A 19,517-nucleotide genomic window follows, 5' to 3' on the forward strand; every position below is an offset into this window, starting at 1 on the left:
CGATCATTTATATGCGTTGTTTGAATGGGGGGACTTACATTTAAACAAAGAGCAGCTGCTAGCGTTTGCTGAAGAAAACAATATTGAGATACCAGGTAACATGTCTAAGGAAGATACCATTAGAAAACATATTCAAGAAGAATTAACTGCAGCTGATCCAGAATGAAATACTGTGGCGAACAAGGATGTAAAAAACTAATAGCATCAGGTAGGTATTGTGATGAACATAGAAGACGGTCCAACCATAAACCATCTAGGTATAGGTATAAATCATTCTATAACTCACAAGCATGGAAGGATTTAAAGTCTGACTGTTATCAACGAGACAAAGGTTGTTGTGTGGAATGTGGGAAGTTAGTCTATGGTAAACAAGTACATCATCATCACAAGATACCAATAGCTGTTCAACCTAACTTGAAGTTAGACAAGGATAATGTTGTAACGGTTTGTAATCAATGCCATAATGTGTTGGAAAACGAATTGAATGTGATATACCATCACATGAGTGGGAGTGGAAGCCCCCCCTATCATTTTTAAATGAATGGCTATATTCTGCAGACCGTTTGGGGGGGATGCAAACGCGCACCTCAAATGAAATTTTTAAGTTTTTTTATTGTAGTACTTTTCTTGTTGTGTAGTACTGCAAATACAGTAATAGCAACTGTTAGAGGTTTGTCACAGTGATTGTCACACTTATGTAGTATTACAATAAAATTGCAGTACTACATTTTGTTTTTACCACTGTTTTGTAAGATTATAAAAAGGGAAATTAGAAAAATGCTCTCTTTGTTCTTTGGATAATTTCCTAAAGGTAATTTCAAATTCAAACTTACTTTCTAATAGGATATAAAATGCACACAATACATCAGGTGTATGAGATTGTTGTTCTTTCATTATTAAAATATTCTCTTTTTCTTGCTTATTGAACTCCCTCATTCTTTTTATAATCTGCATTCTATTTAGATAATAATTAATATTACCGGAAGAAAAAGCCATCAAATAATCAAATATACTTAAAGTTAGATCTAAAATTTCTTTTCTATGGTCGTGTTGGTCGTAATATTGTAGCAGTTGTAGAAAATAGTCGTTGGTAAGTGTTAAACTTAATTCATTTTCACAAATCAAAGACTTGAATGAAGATTCTACCACTTTAGGATCAAAGTTTGAAATTTCTAAAAGAAGTGTAGCATCAAATGTTAAAAATGGACTATGGTCTACACTGTCAGATTGATCGTTATAGATTGCTCTTATTTTCAAGTGTTTTTGAAGATCAGCCAAATTAAAAAGGTCAAATACCTTTTGTTTACCTTGTACTTTTGCTGTAAAAAGTACAAGTTTATAGGATCCAAATTTAAATTGAAGAAAGGGGGGGTTATCAGGGGGGGTTGTCTCTATATTGCTTTGTTTACCTTTATAAAAAATGTTTACCAGTGCATTTAATGTTTTTAATTCTTCTCCTGAGAAGTCATCAATGTCATCATCAAATAGAATGTTTAACTTTCTGAACGTTTCAATAATGTCCTCAAGATTACTAATATAATTTGGAAGGTTTTTTAGTCTGGAAGTGTCTTCAAATTTATTTAATTCGATAATCGATCCGTTTATATTTAACGAATTTTCCTTTATCATCTGTAACATAAACTTAGAATCTTTAATGCGGTCGGATATAGTGCCTTTTTCATTAAAGTTAATTTTTAAAGGTTGTTGACGATCCATCGATCCATTTGCTGTTTTATTTATGATGACTTCTAATGAACTACCAAATTTAAGCTTTACATACTCTTTGGAAATTTCCCGTTTAACTTCTGTATACCACTTAACACTATCAATACCGATCCATAAATCAGTTTCCTCTTCAATGTTTTTAATTTTAATTTTATAAAGTGGAATGTCAATACCCAGATCATCAATATGTCTATAAGCATAAGTACCATGTTCCAGTAAAAAATCTTGAACATCATATTGTGAAGGGGTAAAAAACTTGATTTTATAGCTATCAAATGCAAACTCTTTATCAATTAGTAGAGATAAGGGTTGTTTTTCACTATGGAGTATAAAGTACCTACATAACATTTCAAGTGAGTCACTGGAAATGTCTAGTCTTTTTAAGGATTGAGTAATTGTTTTTTTAGTACCCATATCTTTTATTATTTTTTTTAGATCGATTGGTAATAAATCTAAATAATAAATTTGAGTTTTAGATGCTGAAACTATTTCGACTAAAAAGAAAAGTATTCCACCATTACGAAAATAATTATCTAAATTATCTTTATTTAAAGGGTATTTAGCAACCATACTAAAATTTTTAACTTCTTTACCCTTAATTTGAACTGGAACTTTCCCAGCAAGTTGAGATTTTTTAAGTTGTTCATTCCTGTATACCCAAATCTCACCGTCCCATGATGGAGTTTTATCATTAACAGGTATTTCATCTTTTAAAAGATCACTTTTGAAAATCTCAAACTGTATCCTATTTACTGCAATTCTTTCAATTCTCTCAGAATTCAAGGTATGTTCGTCCTTTCCTAGAACTTAAATGAAATCAATTTTAAATGAACATTTAAAGATTAGCGCAGAATACAATTCCTTTACCTAAGCCTGCCATGCTATAAATTATTAGCCGAAAAACTGGCTGAAAACTGGCCGAAAATACGTACATTTATCTACATTATCTTGCAAATATCAAAATATAAGAAAAAGCCTAGAAACATTGATACAACAACATTTCTAAGGCTTTTTTTGCATTCTTTATTCAGTCTATCCCGATTAACGAGAGTAATACTCAACAATAAGTGATTCGTTAATTTCTGCTGGTAATTCAGAGCGCTCTGGTAAGCGAGTGAAAGTACCTTCTAATTTGTCAGCGTCGAAAGTAACGTATTCAGGTGTGAAAGTGTTAGCCTCAATAGCTTCGACAATGATGTCTAGTTTTTGAGATTTTTCACGAACACCAATTACTTGACCAGGTTTTACTTTATAAGAAGGAATGTCAACGCGACCTCCGTCTACAGTAATGTGACCATGGTTTACTAATTGACGAGCTTGATTACGAGTACGGGCAAGACCTAGACGGTAAACAAGATTATCAAGACGAGCTTCAAGAAGAATCATGAAGTTTTCACCGTGAATCCCTTTCATTGAACCAGCTGCGTCAAAAAGATTGCGGAATTGACGTTCTGTTACTCCGTACATGAAACGAAGTTTTTGTTTTTCTTGTAATTGTAAACCATATTCAGATAGTTTACGACGTTGATTAGGTCCATGTTCCCTGGTGCGTAAGGACGTTTGTCTAACTCCTTACCAGTACCTGTTAACGAGATACCAAGACGACGAGACTTTTTCCATACAGAACCTGTATAGCGAGCCATAGTGCATCTTCTCCTTTATATATGAATTTTGCATAAAATAAGACAGTGTGTTCCTATCTTGACAGCGATTTTGTTTTCATGCATCCTCGCCCTAGTAGCAGAGAGTTACACGATGCACCTTAAATCTATAAGGAACAAAATCGTCAGTAAGCGGTTCACATAGGCTACCCTTTTTACACAAACTCCATTATATGATGCTATTGACGAAAAGTCAACAGGAACCTTTTATTCTTAGATATATTTCTCAAGTGTTCTTACAAATTCCTCTAAATACTTTTGATCAATTTCATCAAAACGGTTTTTGCTTGGACTATCAATATCCAGCACACCATACACTTCGCCATCTTTAATAATAGGTACGACAATTTCAGATTGACTTGCGGAGTCACAAGCGATATGACCTGTGAACTGGTGAACATCACCAACTCGCTGTGTTTCACGTTCAGACACAGCAGTTCCACATACACCCTTGCCACTTTTGATACGCACACATGCTGGTAAGCCCTGGAATGGTCCTAAAACTAATTCATCGTCTTTCCAAAGATAAAATCCAACCCAATTAATATTATCTAAGAATTGATTTAATAATGCAGAGGCATTCGATAGGTTTGCAATCGCATCTGGCTCATCTTGAAGTAATGCATCTAATTGCTTAACAACAATTGGATAATTTTTTTCTTTTGTGCCTTTATAATCCTTTGTTTCAAACATTTATCTCCGCTCCTTTTTGCCTTAAATATAAGCATTTTATTTATCATATAACACATCTTTGTGTGTGACAACTGAACGAACTTTTCATTCTGTTTACAAGATTCGATAAAAATAATCAAAAAATAATAATATTTTTAGCAAAAAGCCATAGAAACATGGTATCATTACAAGTAATATAAAATCGTGTTAAAAATAAATGAAAATAAAAATGAAAATATTAGATCAGTTATCGGTTGGTTTGAAGGAGGATTATTTATGTTAGAATTCGTGATCGGTGGAATTCTTCTTATTATTGCATTAATTATTGTGGGACTCATATTCAGAAAGAAAATTTATGATCATGTAGACCGATTGGAAGCATGGAAGATGGATATTATGAATCGAAATGTAACTTCTGAATTAGCAAAAGTAAAACAATTAAACCTATCAGGAGAAACACAGGAAAAGTTTGAGAGCTGGAAAGAAAATTGGGATATGATTCTTACAAGAGAGCTACCAGACATGGAGGAATATTTACTTGATGCAGAAGAAGCAGCAGATAAATTTCGGATCCAGGTATCAAAGAAAAATTTACGTATTGTTGAAGAATCATTAAAAAATATTGAAAAAAATATTGAGAATATGTATGAAGAACTCGATCATCTGCTTGATTCTGAAAAATATGCGCGTCAAAAGATAGAAGAATTAGATCCACGAATTAAAGATCTGAAAAAATACCTTTTACATAATCGCACCCAATTTGGAAATGCAGAAATTATTTTTGAAGCGGAACTGACTAAAACAGAAAGAAAACTGACAGAATATGCTCAGTTAACAGAAGATGGCAACTACATCGAAGCACAAGAACTGATTGAATTATTAATTCAAGAAATCGATATTGTCGAAGAAAAAGTTAGCGCCTTTCCTGAAATTTATCGTCAGTGTAAACAAACGATCCCTGATCAAATGAAAGAATTGTTAAAGGGAATGGAAGAAATGGAAGAGGAAGGTTATCGCGTACAACAATTTGGTTTTGAGAAAGAACTCAAGCAATACGAAAGTCATTTAAAAGATGCCATTATTGAACTTGAAAATGGTGAGATCAAATCTATTGTGGAATCATTAGAACAAATGGAAGATCGATTAATTGAAATGTTTCAGCTATTGGAGAAAGAAGCTAAGTCTAAGTCGATTGTCGAAAGCCAACTTCCTAATCAAAAACAAAAATTGCAGGACATTCAAGAGAGTATGGCAGAAACTAGCGAGCAAATTAAGGAATTGCAGCAAACCTATTTTATTGAGGAGGCTGAATTAGAATTATTTCTTAGTGTGAAAAAATGGTTAGAAAAATCAGAAAAGCTATATGAACAGATTGAAGTAGATTATAAAAACCGTAAAGCAAATCATTTAGAAATAAAAGAAAAGCTTGATATATTTACGGAAGAACTTGAAAAGCTTAAGCAAGCACATCAAGATTTTCAAGTGCAAGTTCGTGATTTGCGTAAAGATGAAATGGAAGCAAAAGAAAAACTTGCAGAATTAAAAAAGGATTTAATTCGAACCAATAAGCAACTACAAAAAAGTAATATTCCTGGGATTCCATCCTTTGTTATTAATGCTTTAGAAGAAGCTACTGAAAAATGCGAAGTCGTATTTAAAAATTTACAGAAGCATCCTTTGGATATGGGAAAAGTGCTAAATAGTATAAGTGAGGCAAATAAATCCGTAAATAATTTTGTGGAACAAACTAAATTATTATTAGATCAAGCCCGATTAGTCGAACTAGCTATTCAATATGGCAACAGATATCGCAGGTCCTATCCATTACTTGCAGCACAACTATCAGAAGCGGAGCAGTTTTTTAGAAATTATAAGTATGAGACAGCATTGGAAACAGCAATCAAAGCCTTAGAAGAAGTAGATCCAAATGTAATGAGTAAAATTGAAGAAATGGATCAGAACTATAAGCAAATGGCAAATTAAAATAGTAAAGGCGGGAAAACATCATGAAGTGGCTAGTAACAGCCTTATCTGTTATAACATTAAGTATATGGGGGGGATTTGTATTATTTTTTCTCTTAGATCTAGATCAAAACGAATATATTTCCGCAGAGAAACATCCGGCAGTAATAGATATAAACGCATATAAAAGTGGGAATTTTATATTTCGCTCCTCCCCCATCTTTAGTAACAGAAGAGGTTGAAGTGATAGAAAATGAGGAAGATCTTAACAATGAGAAGACATTAAAAAACATCTCTATTGATACAGATAAGAATAATAAAGTTTCAATTGATGATTTACTTACTGATTTAAACATTAAATTTTAATCATGCAGTCGTTTATAATAAAGATATCTCTAGCCTTCCTAGAGATATCTTTTCTATTGTAGCATCCTATATTTCCGCGTTTAAGAAAATATGTTACGATATGGCAATATTAGTAGTAAAAGAGGGGGGGATTATTATGATCTATTTAGATAATAGTGCAACAACGAAACCTGATCAGCAAATATTAGCCAGTTATACAAAGGCGGCAACAGATTTTTTTGGGAATCCATCTTCTATTCACAGTATTGGTATGGATGCAGAACGACTTTTGCGAAAATCCAGGGAACAGGCAGCATCATTATTAGAAGTGAATCATCAGGAGATAGTTTTTACTTCTGGTGGTACAGAAGGTAATAACCTTGCAATAAAAGGAATTGCATTACAGCATCAAAGTCGTGGCAAACACATTATTACTTCATCTATCGAACACCCTTCCGTACTTGAAGCATGCCAAGGACTGGAAATGTTAGGCTTTGAAGTAAGCTATGTTGATGTAAATAAATCAGGATTAATTGATATAGACAGTTTAAAACAAAAAATAAGAGAAGATACAATTTTAGTATCGATTATGCATGTAAATAATGAAATAGGGACGATTCAACCGATTAAACAAATAGGTGAAATTGTAAAGCAATACCCTAAGGCATTCTTTCATGTGGATCATGTCCAGGGTTTTGGTAAAGTATCCATGCCTTTATATGAATGTCATGTTGATTTATGTACGATATCTGGACATAAATTTCATGGATTAAAAGGAACCGGATTGCTTTATGTAAGAAATGGTGTAAAGTTTTATTCTTTAGCACATGGTGGAGGACAGGAACGGGCTATTCGTTCCGGTACAGAAAATGTACCAGGTATTGTTGCATTAGTAAAAGCGATGAGACTGGCTAAAGAAAAGCAAGAAAATATAACAACAAAATTACCTGTTTTACAGCAAAAATTAATCAATCATTTAGAAAAAAATAAAAGAATTGTTATCAATACACCAACAGAGCAAGTAGCGCCTCATATTTTGAACTTTTCTATTCCGGGAATAAAGCCGGAAGTAGTGATACATGCATTAGAACAATATGATATATATATATCGACTAAATCTGCATGTGCCTCGAAAAGCACTGATGAGAGTGCCGTATTAATTGCTTGTGGTAAGCCACGAAATGTAGCCATTTCAGGACTGAGAATCAGTATGTCTTATGAAACAACTGAAAAAGATATTGATTATTTATGTGAAAAATTGGATGATATCATTCAAAACTTAAGGAAAGTAATGGGGTAGTAGAAATGCAATATGAACATATATTAATAAGATATGGAGAATTAACATTAAAAGGAAGAAACCGTAAATTATTTACGACACAATTGGCAGAAAATGTTCGCCAGGCGCTAATCAAATTTCCTGCAGTTAAAGTACAGAAAAACCATGACCGAATGTATATCGTCTTAAACGGAGAAAATCCAGAACCTATTCTGGAGAGATGTAGTACTATTTTCGGCATTCAAAGTATGAGTTTAGCCATTAAGGTAGCAAATGAAGAGGAAGCGATTAAAGAACAAGCGTTAAAACTATTGTTAGATTCGAAAAATATTCGAACTTTCAAAGTCTCTACTAAACGCTCCAATAAAGATTTTCCAATTGGATCACAAGAATTTAATCATATACTAGGTGGTTATTTGTTAAACAATTCGGAAAATATTACAGTGGATGTTCATTATCCTGATTTAGAAATTTCCGTTGATATTCGAACGGAGGCTACCTATCTAACGTCAAAAAAAATACGAGGTGCTGCAGGATTACCAGTTGGTTCCTCTGGTAAAGCTTTACTGCTTTTATCTGGTGGGATCGACAGTCCTGTTGCGGGTTATTTAGCGATGAAGCGTGGAATGCAGTTAGAAGCGATCCACTTTCATTCTCCACCATATACTAGTGACCGTGCCATGGAAAAAGTCCTAGATCTTGCAGAGAAATTGTCGTTCTATGGTCACTCGGTAAAGGTGCATATTGTACCTTTTACTGCATTGCAACAAAAGGTGCATCGTGAGATACCTCATGGCTATTCGATGACAGTAATGAGAAGAATGATGATGAGAATAAGTGAAGCTTTCGCCAGAAAAAAAGGAATCTTATCACTTATAACAGGTGAAAGTCTTGGACAAGTAGCAAGTCAGACTATGGAAAGCATGTATGCTATCAATGCTGTTACCAGTTATCCTGTGATTCGTCCGCTAATAACAATGGATAAGACTGAAATTATCAGTATTTCAGAAGAAATTAATATGTATGATATCTCCATTCGTCCCTATGAGGATTGTTGTACAGTATTTGTTCCAAATGCACCAAAAACCAAACCACGATTAGAGAAAGTGGAGCAATTCGAAGCGAGCCTGATATTTGAACCGGATATCGAAGAAATAGTGGAAGCCATAGAAACCGTTGAAATAAAGACTAGAGAGAGTCAGGAGCAAGAATTAGATGATTTACTCTAACAGTTGGTTTGTTTAACAAGAAGTACCAGTGAATGTCATGCATGAATTCATCTCTCTGAGTACATGATAGTAGTGTAGTCAAGAGGAGGTGAAATCAAATGGCAGAGAACAACAGCTCAAACAACCTAGTAGTACCAGGAGTAAGCCAAGCATTAGATCAAATGAAATATGAGATTGCACAAGAATTTGGAGTAAGCTTAGGTGCTGATACTACATCACGTGCAAATGGTTCAGTTGGTGGAGAAATCACAAAACGTTTAGTACAAATGGCTGAACAACAATTAAATGGGTCAGCAAATCGTTAATTAAGTAATGACAATACAAAATAAATAAAATGAAATTAGTATAAAGGATAGTGCATAATGCACTATCCTTTTCATATAACCAAGTTTTTGCTATCGTTATATCATATTAACAAAAGATTAAAAGGCATAGGCTAGGTGATAATAATGGGAACACTTCTCTACGGTGGTACAATTTATACAATGGAAGAGGAATTATCAACGGTAGAAGCTATTTATATGAATAATGGAGAAATAATTAATATAGGTAAGGAAGCAGATTTGCGAGCAAATTATGCTGGTCGAATAAATGACGAATATGATTTAAGAGGGTCTGTTTTATATCCTGGTTTTGTGGATAGTCATTTACATATTATTGGACATGGAGAAAAGTTATTACATCTTGACTTATCTGAAATGAAATCAGCAGAACATGTATTAAACGCTTTAGCAGAAAAGGTCAAAGAATTAGAACATGGGGGGAATGGTTAATCGCAGATGGATGGAATGAAAATCAATGGGACAACCCTAGAATTATAACAAAGGAAGAACTGGATGCTATTTCAACAGAACACCCGATGATTTTATCAAGAATCTGTCGGCATGCGATCATCGTCAATTCTAAAACTTTGGATTTAGCTGGAGTGACTATGGAAACAGAAGAACCCCAAGGTGGAAAAATTGTAAGGTATCCTTCTGGGGGGGAAGCAACAGGCTATTTACTAGATCAAGCACAGGAAATTATAAAGGCTATCATGCCTAGTATATCTGAAAAAAGACTAAAAAAAACCGTTGAAGTAGCCATTGAAGATTTACTTCGCTTAGGTTTAGTTGGGGGGTCACTCTGAAGATTTATCCTATTATGGTGGATTTGGAAGAACATTACAGGCATACCAGGAAGTCCTTCCAAGTAAATATAAATTCAGAGCACACCTCTTAGTACATCATCTTGTTTTTGATGATATGTTAGCCAATAATCTTCAGTACGGAGATGGTGGAGAATATACTACTCTCGGAGCAATGAAAATTTTTTCAGATGGCGCTTTAGGTGGAAGAACGGCATGGTTGACCAAACCCTATCAAGATGATCCTGCAAATGAAGGTATTCCAATCCACAAGCGCGAGGATTTAGAACTGCTGTTTCAAAAGGCAAGAAAGTATCAACACCCAATAGCCGTTCATGCGATTGGAGATAGAGCTATTGAGGAAGTGGTAGCCTGTATCGAGAAATATCCTCTCCGTAATGGATTGAAGGACAGAATTATCCATGCACAAATTATGAATAAGGAATTATTAGAAACATTAACAAAGATTCCTGTTGTATTAGATATTCAACCTTCATTCGTTGCTTCGGACTATCCATGGGTGGAGGAAAGATTAGGGAAACAGAGATCATCTGAATCCTATCCTTGGAAAACATATCTTGACTCAGGCATTGCCTGTGCAGGTGGCTCGGACGCACCAATTGAAGAAGTGAATCCACTATTAGGGATGCAAGCTGCCATAACACGGAGGTCTACTATCGATGGTAACGTATATGGAGAACATGAGAAGCTTTCAGTTTATGAGGCTATCTCCCTATACACAAAGGGAAGTGCGAACGTGATTAATCATGCAGAGGATCGAGGATTAATACAGCCTGGATATGTAGCAGACTTTACTATTCTTGATCAAGACTTATTTAAGATCAATCCAGATCACTTCCATCAGGTAAAAGTGAAAGCAACGATAGTAAACGGAGAGATTATGTATCAAAAATAAAATGATCCCATATAAGTAAAAGCCCAATGATAATGCGATATATCTTTGATTTACTGAATAGTAATTTTGAAATTAATAGTAACTGTAACAATCGCTCCGGCTTGTTAAGCAGTATAATCAAGTCATAATTACCTCATCTGTTAGTGCAAATAATCATCATGATATGCAAATAAAAATCCGAACGATAGCAATATCGTTCGGATTTTTTTATCAAATTACTTGTGTCCCAGCTGCTATTTACATTAATTGAGACTTACTTTATAAGAAAGTTCGCTGGACTCGGTCCCAGAAGGAATTGTTTTTTAATTTAACCGTTTTAATTCGTTTATCACTTAATTGAATAGTTAATGAATGAATATTTCGAATCGAATATGCTTCATTATCTAACCCAATAATTGGATAGTCATTACCATCCTGGATAATTTCAAGTCGCAATTTTCGGTCTTCATTTAGAACAAAAGAAGATCCTAATGTCCGGTACCGATTATTATTTAATGAAGCAATTTCTGATACTTGAAAACAAGGTAATTTCGGATCAATAACTGCCCCCCCTGCTATAGACTTATTGTAGCCAGTACTTCCGGTAGGCGTCGCTACAATTAAACCATCTCCACGAAATCGTTCAAAATGATTATCATCAATAAACACGTCTATTACGATGGTCTTAATAATAGCTGATCGAACCGCAGCTTCATTTAAACAGTGAAAAGTAGATTCGCCATTAATAGTGACGTCAATGATTGGAAAGCGGCGAACTTCTAACGAATTATCTTCCATTGATTCCACCATCGAATCATAGTGATCGATGTCAAAATCGCAATATAAGCCCGCTTCATCTTGTTGTTTTATTCCTAAATATAAACAATCCTGACGAAAATAAGAATGACGAACCGCTTGTAAGAATTCACCATCGCCGCCAACGCTAATGATAATATTAGCATCTTCAGAGTTTTCTACAATTTCAAATCCTTTTTGTTTTATAAATTCAAATAAGGGTTCTAACTTTTTTATAAGATCTTCATCTTTTTTGTAATAAAAATATAAATTTTTTCTTGTATCCATGATTCCTGCCTCCTATCAATATGTATCTAATTTTATCTTATCATGGTTTAAAAACGTATCCTATTAATAACTATGATTAGCATGTGTCGTTTTTATGCTTTTATGATAATTCTAAATCATTTTGTAAATAATAGGATTGGAGGTGAAATAAAATTGATTTTCTTATTACTGGTAATTGCAGCTCTTCTTATTTTCCTGCTTCTTATGATTTTTTTTCGGTTGCGCATTTATATTTTACTGAATTGGCAATTTGACGATGACCAAAAATTTGTACAATTATCAGCTACCGTCTTACACCTCTCATTATTTCAAAAAAAAATAGACTTTGCGAGCTGGGAGATGCCTATGTTAGAAAAAGAAACTGAAAATGAAACTGAAAAAGAAAAGTGGCAAGAAAAATACGATGCAATGAAATCCATATTGCAAGCCGCAAAAATGGAACGAATAACTTCAAAAACATTTGTAGCCACAGACGATCCAATCATAACCGCTTTTTTATATACTTTTCTGAAAGATATTGCAGAATGGATAAGTTCAACATATAACGATAAACAAGCAAAACTCATGGTTGCAGCAGATTTTGAAGAATCGTCATTTCAATCGGTTGGGGGGGAGTGCATGATATCGACTAAATTGAGTAAGACTATGAAAGAAATCAGGAAAATAAAATGAAGCAAGAATGAAAGGAGATAAGTCATAATGGAAGATAATAAAAATAAAGAAAATGCCCATCCATTAGAAGGTTTTATGTCTTTAACAATGGAAAATTTAAAAGAACTAATTGAGGTGGATACCGCAATTGGCAAGCCAATAGATGTTCCAGATGGAAGTGTAATTATTCCCTTATCTAAAGTCAAATATGGTTTTGCCTCCGGCGGAAGTGAATTTATTCCAAGCAGTCAGAAAGACAGCCAATCAGATTCTATTATTCCATTTGGTGGAGGGAGTGGTGGTGGAGTCTCTATCACTCCCACCGCATTTCTAGTAGCAAACAAAAATGGAGTCGAGCTGATTACGTTAAACGAATCGACAAAGGTTTATGAAAAAATGTTAGATAAAGGGCCACAGGTTATTGATCAAATAATCGAAATGCTTAAGCAAAGGAAGGAAGAGACAAATAAGTAATTCATAATCGATCAAATGCTTCTCAGTAGACAATTTGATTTCACTGCCTTCATAATATAGTGAGACTTCTATCAGTGAATGAACATGGATAGCAGTATGGGGGGGCAGGGAATCATTTTGAATAGTGATGGAGGGAAAGAACGATGTCATTTAATATAGAAAAAGCTTTTGTAACGTTGGATGAATTATCAGCTTCGATAGAGAAGACAGAAAAACAACCATATTTAGATAGTTTAATTATAGCATTACGAGCTATCCAGACAGATGAAGCTTTAGATTTAACCCATCAACAGGATGCTTCCATCCGTCAGTTAAAGGAAATGTTAGTACAAGATAGTGTGAGCAGTGAAGACATTCGGAAAGTTATTCAATTAGCTTTAATTAAAGGCATGAAAGGTTCCACTCAACAGCAGCATGTGGTGACACCAGATTCAGTAGCAATGTTTATTGGTTATTTTCTTCAAAAGTTATTACCTGATATCAGCCAATTTCGTTTGTTTGACCCAGCAAGCGGCACGGCCAATCTGCTTACGGCAGTCATTAATCAGGTCGAGGCACAGATAGAGGGATATGGAAGTGAAATTGATTCTACTTTAATACAGTTAGCCGTCGAAAGTGCTAATTTACAGAAAATTTCTGTCGAATATTTTCATCAAGATAGCTTAACATCTTTGCTGCTAGAGCCGGTGGATGTAGTTGTTTCCGATCTTCCAGTTGGGTATTATCCAGATGATGAGCAGGCAGCAAAGTTTGAGTTGCGTGCAGAAGAAGGACATGCCTATTCCCATCATTTATTTATCGAGCAGAGTTTGATGTATACAAAGGAAAAAGGCTATTTATTATTTTTAATTCCAAACTTTTTATTTGCAAGTGATCAAAGTGATCGATTGCAAAAGTATCTTCAAAAACATGTTCATATTTTAGCACTTTTACAATTACCGTTATCGATGTTCTCTTCAGAACAGCAGGCAAAAAGTATTTTGGTCTTGCAAAAGCAAGGAAAAGATTCCGCGCCACCTAAACAAACTTTAATGGCTCAACTACCTTCTTTTAAGGATGTTCGCGCTACCCACAATATACTTGCAAAAATAGATGATTGGTTTGTTTCAGAAAACAAAAAATAATCAGAAAATATAAAATTTGTGAAGGAAACGTTACCATGAAAGGTTCCTGTTGCAAACTTATTCTGGCGGTGTTTAAATGGAGTGGGGGGGAATGTTTTGAAACATCAAAAATTTCATTGTTATACAAGACAGGATAAGTAAACAACAGAACGAAAGGAATGAAAATGTTGCGTAAAATTTTAGCTGTGAACGCTGGAAGTTCTTCACTTAAGTTCCAACTTATAGAAATGCCGAACGAAAAAGTGTTATCAAAAGGACTTATTGAACGTATAGGAATTGACAATTCTGTTTTCACCATTAAATTGGGAGATAAAGAAGATGTCGAAACAAGGGATATTGCAGATCATGCAGTAGCTGTAAAATTGTTATTAGAGAAGCTAACATCGTTTGGTGTTATTAAAAGTTTAGATGAAATCGATGGGGGGGTTGGCCACCGCGTTGTACATGGTGGAGAGAAATTTAATGACTCTGTAGTTATTAATGATCAAGTGATAAAAGATATCGAAGACGTATCTGAATTAGCACCGTTGCACAATCCAGCGAATTTAACAGGAATTCGTGCGTTTCGTGAAGTACTTCCAAATGTACCAGAGGTTGCTGTATTTGATACTGCTTTCCATCAAACAATGCCTGAACAATCTTATTTATATAGCCTTCCATATGAATATTATCAGGAATATGGAATTCGTAAATATGGTTTTCACGGTACATCACATAAATACGTTTCAGAACGGGCATCTGACTTAATGGGCTTACCATTAAATCAATTGCGCTTATTATCTTGTCACCTTGGAAATGGTGCAAGCATTGCAGCAATTGAGAATGGGAAATCTATTGATACATCCATGGGCTTTACTCCATTAGCAGGTGTGACAATGGGAACAAGATCAGGAAATATTGACCCAGCACTCATCCCATATATTATGGAGAAAACAGGTCAAACAGCATCTGAAGTGATGAATGTTTTAAACAAGAAAAGTGGTATGTTGGCTCTTTCTGGATTTTCCAGTGATCTTCGTGATATTGAAGAGAAGGCAAATAGTGGCGATGGACGAGCTGAACTTGCATTACAGGTATTTGCTGAAAGAATTCATAAATACATTGGGTCCTATGCCGCTAGAATGCACGGGGGGGTTGATGCCATTATCTTTACTGCAGGTGTAGGGGGGGAAAATAGTGTTACAATCCGTGAACGAGTATTAAAGGGATTAGAGTTTATGGGAGTTTATTGGGATCCGAGTTTAAATAATATTCGCGGAAAAGAAACCTTTGTAAACTATCCGCACTCTCCCGTAAAAGTAATTGTCATCCCAACTAATGAAGAAGTAATGATTGCAAGAGATACGATTCGGTTAACATAATCAAAACCAAAAACCCTGTTTCCACTTTTTATGGAAACAGGGTTTGATATATAATAATAAGAGTTAACTTCTGACTACCAGGACGTCACATTTAGCATATCTGGTAATACTTTCTGATACACTGCCGATTAAAAATCTTTCAACCGCATTCATACCAGTAGCACCACAGATAATCAGATCAGCTTCAAACTTTTTAGCTAAGTCTTTCGGTATTTTGATTTTTGGTGAGCCTATTTCTACAAGTGTAGTAATATCTTTTACCCCCCTTGTTGGCGGCTTTATCTTTATATTCATCAAGTAAAGTTTGGGCATAACTCTCGGAACGAGCTGCTAAAGTTTGATCATATACTTCAGGAGCAACAGTAGTAATTGTTCTTGTATCTATCACATGTACCAAAAATAATTTTGCGTTATTACGTAATACAATATCTACAGCTTTTTTAAAAGCAAGCTCGGAAGCATCGGAACCATCTACTGCTACTAAAATGCGATCATATTCAAAAGCCATCTCGATCTCTCCCTTCCTGTCTATATCTTGATTATATCATGTATTCGCTTACTTGTGGCTGTTAAGTAAAAATTTCTTATAATTCCTAAACCACGAATATAATTGAATGAATCAGTTAAAGACCAACACAATATTAGAAAAAACAAAGATAATGATGTAACATAGAAGATGGGCCAAAGTCAGTTTGAAGGAGGTAAACTCATGGGTCACGCCTTGATTACGGCTGGAACAAAAGGTTTAGGTTTGAAAGTAACAGAAGGATTTATAAATGAAGGACATTCTGTCTCGATCACATATTTTAAGGATCTGGCACGGGCAGAGCAGTTACAGCAAAAATTCCCAAAGGCATCGATCGAAATTATTCAAGCTGATGTTTGCAACAAACATGACTTAACAAATGCCGTACAAAAAGCCGTGAAGAGGTTTGGTACCATAGATTATTTGATAAATAATGCTGGTCCGTTTATTTTTGAAAGAAAAAATTGGTAGACCATACAGAAGAAGAATGGGAGCAAATGATTAAAGGTAATCTCGATGCTGTTTTTCACCTATTGAAATTAACAGTTCCTGCGATGCGGTCCCAACAGTTTGGGCGAATTGTTAACTACGGTTTTCAAAGTGCTAATACTGCAGCAGGATGGATTAATCGAGCAGCATTTTCTGCAGCAAAGGTAGGATTAGTTTCCTTGACGAAATCCATCGCATACGAAGAAGCAGAACATGGTATAACAGCTAATATGGTATGCCCTGGTGATATCATCGGCGAGATGAAGGAAGCAACTATTCTGGAGAGTAGAAAGAAGCATGATCCATATACACCGATTGGCAGATCTGGAACGGGAGAAGATATAGCTCGAATGGTTTTGTTTTTCTGTGAGAATAAATCTGATATGATCACAGGCACAGTGGTGGACGTCAATGGCGGCTTAGATGTTATCCATCAGCAAAGAAAATGAAACATTATAAAATTTTGAAACCTTTTACGATACAAATCCGTACATATTAGTAATGACCCATTAAAGAAAGAAATGAGGTGTGTTAAGTGGGTTTCTTTTCAAACTTATTTAACAAAAAAGAACAGAAGGCAACGGTAAAAAAAAGAGACTTGCTTTCCATAGAAGTGGGGGATATTATTGAATATGATTTAGCAGACTATGAAGTAGTGGGGAAAATTGCTTATCAGGAAGGCAACTATAAATGGTATAGCTACCAATTGCTTGGTGAAAGTAAGAATATCTGGTTAGCAGCCGAAATGGACGATAAATTAGAACTTGGTATCTATGAAACCATTTCGATACCGCTGGCAGATGATTTCCCGAAAGAAATTGTATTTAATAACACCACCTATTTTCTAGATGAAAGTGGTCATGCACAAATAAAAGGGGGGGAAGGAAGAAGCAGTTCCTTAACCGGTCAACAAATTCACTATGCTGAGTACTGTGATAAAGAAGAACAATCATTTATTAGCATAGAGGAGTGGAATAGTGATGTAGAAGTAAGTATCGGATATCCGATAGAGTCATTTGAAATAAAAATTATCGCAGGATCATAAATATTTAAGGAGGAGAAAAATAATGTTTCAATTTTTTTAAACGAGTAAAAACAGTAGTAGGTTCAGAGTTAAATTCTATGTTAGATAAGGCGGAAGATCCAGTTAAAATGCTAGATCAATTCATGCGTGAAATGGAATCAGATATTCGCGAAGTGGAATCTGCAGTTGCCAAACAAATCGCAAATGAGAAGATGTTAAAAAGAAAAGCGGATGATGCACAAGCATTAGTTGAGAAACGTCAATCTCAAGCTGAACAAGCAATTGAAGCAGGAAATGAGGATTTAGCTCGTCGTGCATTGGAAGATAAAAAAGATCAAGAATCACAAGCGAATTTGTTACGTGAATCTTGGGATCGCGCAAAAGCAGATGCAGATCAATTAAGAGAAAAGCTCGATGAAATGAAAAAAGAATACCAGCAAATGCAGTTGAAAAAGGATTCCCTAAAAGCAAGAGCAGAGACAGCCAAAACCCGTACAAAAATGAATCGAACATTGTCTTCCATTGGCAATGATGACTCCAAACGCGGTTTTGAACGTATGGAAGAAAAAGTAATGCAATTCGAAGCAGAAGCAGATACCAGTGAAGATTTATCAGCAGCCAGTAAATCTCTTGATGACGAATTTGACGCTTTAGGAAAAAATGATGTCGATGATGAATTAGCAGCATTAAAAAAGAAAATGGGAAAAGAATAAACAACTACCGTAGAAGAACCTAAGGTGAGACTTTAGGTTTTTTCTGCGGTAATATATAATTACAGATTAGCAGGAACAGGAGGTGATCGAGAAGTGCATAAAATGATGACAATCGGTGTTATTTTAATGGCAGTAGTTATTCTTACTGGATGTGGTTCAGATTCTTTAACGGATATGTCGGCATTTAATGAATCAAAAACTATTGCTGAGGAAGACTTACAGGTTCCAGAATCAAAGAATGAAATAATTGATATGCTGAAAAATAGTGATGATTCCAACTTGGAAGCGCTCATTTCCAATCATTTTCCGTTTGTTGATTCAGTTGTAGGGGAAGACACGACGGCAAACGTATATGGGACATTGCAATTTGAAGTGGAGGAATTAGCAGATATTTTAGCGGAGATTAAGCAGCCAGATGAAATTAGTGATTATATTGATGGGCAGCAGATTCTGGTATATCCTGATCAATTTATTATCATAAAAGATAGTGAAGACATAGCAAATGCAACCTTTATTGAAGTAGCAAGTGAAGAATTTGTTCAAAAAAATTACGCACCTAACTTTTTAACTACATACTTTGCCATTCGGGTGCTGGATAGCATGTTCGGTAATAATTGGGTGTCTAATCGCAGAAATTATTGTCGATCAAGTGACTGTTATGGAGGATATTCCACCTCTCGAACCTATAATAAAGGTGGCGTGACAAAAAATCGAGGACTAGGAACCTTCCGTGGTGGTGGACCTGGAACTGGAAAATAATTAAAAGGAGAGTTTAAAATGGAACCATTTATTTCGACGTTTATCTATTTTATAGCGGCAATTATTGTTGTATTAATAGGCTTAACCATTTTTGAGTGGGTAACAACAAAATATAAAGATTGGGATGAAGTGAAGAAAGGAAATCAAGCAATAGCCTTATCGATAGCAGGTAAGATAATTGGGATCTGTATTATTCTGTCATTTGCTATCTATCACAGTATCGATGTAGTGCAAACTTTAATCTGGGGGGGTGCTTATGGTGTGCTGTTACAATTAATCGCATACCTTATTTTTGAAGGCATTACTCGTAAGTTCTCTGTGGAAGAACAATTAAAGGATAACAATGTTGCTGTCGGTATCATTTCGTTTGGTGTTTCAGTCGGTTTAGCATTTGTTATAGGTTCATCGATAACATAAAC

Annotated in this window: 20 protein-coding genes and 4 pseudogenes; 19 read left to right on the forward strand and 5 right to left on the reverse strand. The window is 34.9% G+C overall.

Annotated elements, in window-relative coordinates; genetic code table 11:
- Positions 1-16 precede the first annotated feature (16 nt).
- Both JCM21714_RS20095 and JCM21714_RS19160 read left to right on the forward strand, forming a co-directional pair.
- Positions 17-166, forward strand: coding sequence for a hypothetical protein (locus tag JCM21714_RS20095; RefSeq protein ID WP_158413483.1), 150 nt, complete (start codon positions 17-19; stop codon positions 164-166).
- Positions 163-537 carry an HNH endonuclease gene (locus JCM21714_RS19160; protein ID WP_084040620.1) on the forward strand — a complete coding sequence of 125 codons (375 nt, stop codon included), beginning with the start codon at positions 163-165 and terminating at the stop codon, positions 535-537. Before JCM21714_RS20095 ends, JCM21714_RS19160 begins: the two co-directional genes overlap by 4 nt.
- A gap of 198 nt (positions 538-735) precedes the next feature.
- Here the strand turns inward: JCM21714_RS19160 and JCM21714_RS07310 are convergent, their stop codons facing one another.
- From JCM21714_RS07310 to JCM21714_RS07320, 3 genes and pseudogenes are all read right to left on the reverse strand, one after another.
- Positions 736-2,508, reverse strand: a complete 1,773-nt coding sequence (locus JCM21714_RS07310; RefSeq protein WP_035722987.1) for a hypothetical protein — start codon at positions 2,506-2,508, stop codon at positions 736-738.
- Between the two features lie 258 nt (positions 2,509-2,766).
- Positions 2,767-3,368: pseudogene (gene rpsD, locus JCM21714_RS07315) on the reverse strand (30S ribosomal protein S4).
- A 231-nt stretch (positions 3,369-3,599) separates the two neighbouring features.
- A complete protein-coding gene (locus JCM21714_RS07320) occupies positions 3,600-4,079 on the reverse strand; it encodes a free L-methionine (R)-S-oxide reductase MsrC (protein WP_035722990.1) in 480 nt (159 codons plus the stop codon).
- 255 nt (positions 4,080-4,334) lie between these two features.
- On the opposite strand from JCM21714_RS07320, the gene JCM21714_RS07325 reads away from it, so the two are divergent.
- From JCM21714_RS07325 to JCM21714_RS23900, 8 genes are all read left to right on the forward strand, one after another.
- Positions 4,335-6,041: a septation ring formation regulator EzrA gene (locus JCM21714_RS07325; RefSeq protein WP_035722992.1), complete on the forward strand. Its 1,707-nt coding sequence runs from the start codon at positions 4,335-4,337 to the stop codon at positions 6,039-6,041.
- Positions 6,042-6,064: 23 nt separating this feature from the next.
- Positions 6,065-6,262 carry a hypothetical protein gene (locus JCM21714_RS07330; RefSeq protein WP_035722993.1) on the forward strand — a complete coding sequence of 66 codons (198 nt, stop codon included), beginning with the start codon at positions 6,065-6,067 and terminating at the stop codon, positions 6,260-6,262.
- Positions 6,263-6,522: 260 nt separating this feature from the next.
- Positions 6,523-7,665 carry a cysteine desulfurase family protein gene (locus tag JCM21714_RS07335; RefSeq protein WP_035722994.1) on the forward strand — a complete coding sequence of 381 codons (1,143 nt, stop codon included), beginning with the start codon at positions 6,523-6,525 and terminating at the stop codon, positions 7,663-7,665.
- A 5-nt stretch (positions 7,666-7,670) separates the two neighbouring features.
- Positions 7,671-8,873, forward strand: coding sequence for a tRNA uracil 4-sulfurtransferase ThiI (gene thiI, locus JCM21714_RS07340; RefSeq protein ID WP_035722996.1), 1,203 nt, complete (start codon positions 7,671-7,673; stop codon positions 8,871-8,873).
- A gap of 98 nt (positions 8,874-8,971) precedes the next feature.
- Complete coding sequence (locus JCM21714_RS07345) at positions 8,972-9,178, forward strand: alpha/beta-type small acid-soluble spore protein (RefSeq protein WP_035722998.1); 207 nt, start codon at positions 8,972-8,974, stop codon at positions 9,176-9,178.
- Between the two features lie 144 nt (positions 9,179-9,322).
- A complete protein-coding gene (locus tag JCM21714_RS23890; RefSeq protein ID WP_369403500.1) occupies positions 9,323-9,646 on the forward strand; it encodes an amidohydrolase family protein in 324 nt (107 codons plus the stop codon).
- A 44-nt stretch (positions 9,647-9,690) separates the two neighbouring features.
- On the forward strand, positions 9,691-10,002 hold the full coding sequence (locus JCM21714_RS23895) for an amidohydrolase family protein (protein ID WP_369403503.1): 312 nt from the start codon (positions 9,691-9,693) through the stop codon (positions 10,000-10,002).
- A complete protein-coding gene (locus tag JCM21714_RS23900) occupies positions 9,986-10,915 on the forward strand; it encodes an amidohydrolase (protein WP_369403501.1) in 930 nt (309 codons plus the stop codon). The genes JCM21714_RS23895 and JCM21714_RS23900 overlap by 17 nt, the downstream gene beginning before the upstream one ends.
- A gap of 258 nt (positions 10,916-11,173) precedes the next feature.
- Here the strand turns inward: JCM21714_RS23900 and JCM21714_RS07355 are convergent, their stop codons facing one another.
- The gene (locus JCM21714_RS07355) at positions 11,174-11,977 is read right to left on the reverse strand and encodes an NAD kinase (RefSeq protein WP_035723000.1); all 804 of its coding nucleotides are present in this window, start codon (positions 11,975-11,977) and stop codon (positions 11,174-11,176) included.
- 153 nt (positions 11,978-12,130) lie between these two features.
- Between JCM21714_RS07355 and JCM21714_RS07360 the strand changes: the two genes are divergently transcribed.
- From JCM21714_RS07360 to JCM21714_RS07375, 4 genes are all read left to right on the forward strand, one after another.
- Positions 12,131-12,649, forward strand: a complete 519-nt coding sequence (locus JCM21714_RS07360; RefSeq protein ID WP_035723002.1) for a hypothetical protein — start codon at positions 12,131-12,133, stop codon at positions 12,647-12,649.
- 27 nt (positions 12,650-12,676) lie between these two features.
- A complete protein-coding gene (gene ytfJ, locus JCM21714_RS07365) occupies positions 12,677-13,102 on the forward strand; it encodes a GerW family sporulation protein (protein ID WP_035723004.1) in 426 nt (141 codons plus the stop codon).
- A 143-nt stretch (positions 13,103-13,245) separates the two neighbouring features.
- A complete protein-coding gene (locus JCM21714_RS07370; protein WP_035723006.1) occupies positions 13,246-14,226 on the forward strand; it encodes a class I SAM-dependent methyltransferase in 981 nt (326 codons plus the stop codon).
- Between the two features lie 167 nt (positions 14,227-14,393).
- Positions 14,394-15,587, forward strand: a complete 1,194-nt coding sequence (locus JCM21714_RS07375; RefSeq protein ID WP_035723008.1) for an acetate kinase — start codon at positions 14,394-14,396, stop codon at positions 15,585-15,587.
- 63 nt (positions 15,588-15,650) lie between these two features.
- On the opposite strand, the pseudogene JCM21714_RS07380 reads toward JCM21714_RS07375, so the two are convergent.
- Positions 15,651-16,095: pseudogene (locus JCM21714_RS07380) on the reverse strand (universal stress protein).
- A gap of 168 nt (positions 16,096-16,263) precedes the next feature.
- Here JCM21714_RS07380 and JCM21714_RS07385 point away from each other — a divergent pair.
- From JCM21714_RS07385 to JCM21714_RS07405, 5 genes and pseudogenes are all read left to right on the forward strand, one after another.
- Positions 16,264-17,051: pseudogene (locus JCM21714_RS07385) on the forward strand (SDR family oxidoreductase).
- Positions 17,052-17,137: 86 nt separating this feature from the next.
- Complete coding sequence (locus tag JCM21714_RS07390; protein ID WP_035723010.1) at positions 17,138-17,647, forward strand: DUF4178 domain-containing protein; 510 nt, start codon at positions 17,138-17,140, stop codon at positions 17,645-17,647.
- Positions 17,648-17,673: 26 nt separating this feature from the next.
- Positions 17,674-18,339, forward strand: a pseudogene (locus tag JCM21714_RS07395) (PspA/IM30 family protein); the annotation flags it as partial.
- A 102-nt stretch (positions 18,340-18,441) separates the two neighbouring features.
- Positions 18,442-19,098, forward strand: a complete 657-nt coding sequence (locus JCM21714_RS07400) for a DUF4247 domain-containing protein (protein ID WP_035723060.1) — start codon at positions 18,442-18,444, stop codon at positions 19,096-19,098.
- 18 nt (positions 19,099-19,116) lie between these two features.
- Positions 19,117-19,515 carry a DUF350 domain-containing protein gene (locus JCM21714_RS07405; protein ID WP_035723012.1) on the forward strand — a complete coding sequence of 133 codons (399 nt, stop codon included), beginning with the start codon at positions 19,117-19,119 and terminating at the stop codon, positions 19,513-19,515.
- Positions 19,516-19,517: the final 2 nt, after the last annotated feature.

The sequence above is a fragment of the Gracilibacillus boraciitolerans JCM 21714 genome, from assembly GCF_000521485.1.
Classification (GTDB): Bacteria; Bacillota; Bacilli; order Bacillales; family Amphibacillaceae; genus Gracilibacillus; species Gracilibacillus boraciitolerans.

Excerpts from the sequence above, each read along its gene's own strand:
- JCM21714_RS19160 (WP_084040620.1), top strand. The coding sequence starts at position 163 with ATGAAATACTGTGGCGAACAAGGATGTAAAAAACTAATAGCATCAGGT.
- JCM21714_RS07320 (WP_035722990.1), bottom strand. The coding sequence starts at position 4,079 with ATGTTTGAAACAAAGGATTATAAAGGCACAAAAGAAAAAAATTATCCA.
- JCM21714_RS07325 (WP_035722992.1), top strand. The coding sequence starts at position 4,335 with ATGTTAGAATTCGTGATCGGTGGAATTCTTCTTATTATTGCATTAATT.
- JCM21714_RS07330 (WP_035722993.1), top strand. The coding sequence starts at position 6,065 with ATGAAGTGGCTAGTAACAGCCTTATCTGTTATAACATTAAGTATATGG.
- JCM21714_RS07335 (WP_035722994.1), top strand. The coding sequence starts at position 6,523 with ATGATCTATTTAGATAATAGTGCAACAACGAAACCTGATCAGCAAATA.
- thiI (WP_035722996.1), top strand. The coding sequence starts at position 7,671 with ATGCAATATGAACATATATTAATAAGATATGGAGAATTAACATTAAAA.
- JCM21714_RS07345 (WP_035722998.1), top strand. The coding sequence starts at position 8,972 with ATGGCAGAGAACAACAGCTCAAACAACCTAGTAGTACCAGGAGTAAGC.
- JCM21714_RS23890 (WP_369403500.1), top strand. The coding sequence starts at position 9,323 with ATGGGAACACTTCTCTACGGTGGTACAATTTATACAATGGAAGAGGAA.
- JCM21714_RS07355 (WP_035723000.1), bottom strand. The coding sequence starts at position 11,977 with ATGGATACAAGAAAAAATTTATATTTTTATTACAAAAAAGATGAAGAT.
- ytfJ (WP_035723004.1), top strand. The coding sequence starts at position 12,677 with ATGGAAGATAATAAAAATAAAGAAAATGCCCATCCATTAGAAGGTTTT.
- JCM21714_RS07370 (WP_035723006.1), top strand. The coding sequence starts at position 13,246 with ATGTCATTTAATATAGAAAAAGCTTTTGTAACGTTGGATGAATTATCA.
- JCM21714_RS07400 (WP_035723060.1), top strand. The coding sequence starts at position 18,442 with ATGATGACAATCGGTGTTATTTTAATGGCAGTAGTTATTCTTACTGGA.
- JCM21714_RS07405 (WP_035723012.1), top strand. The coding sequence starts at position 19,117 with ATGGAACCATTTATTTCGACGTTTATCTATTTTATAGCGGCAATTATT.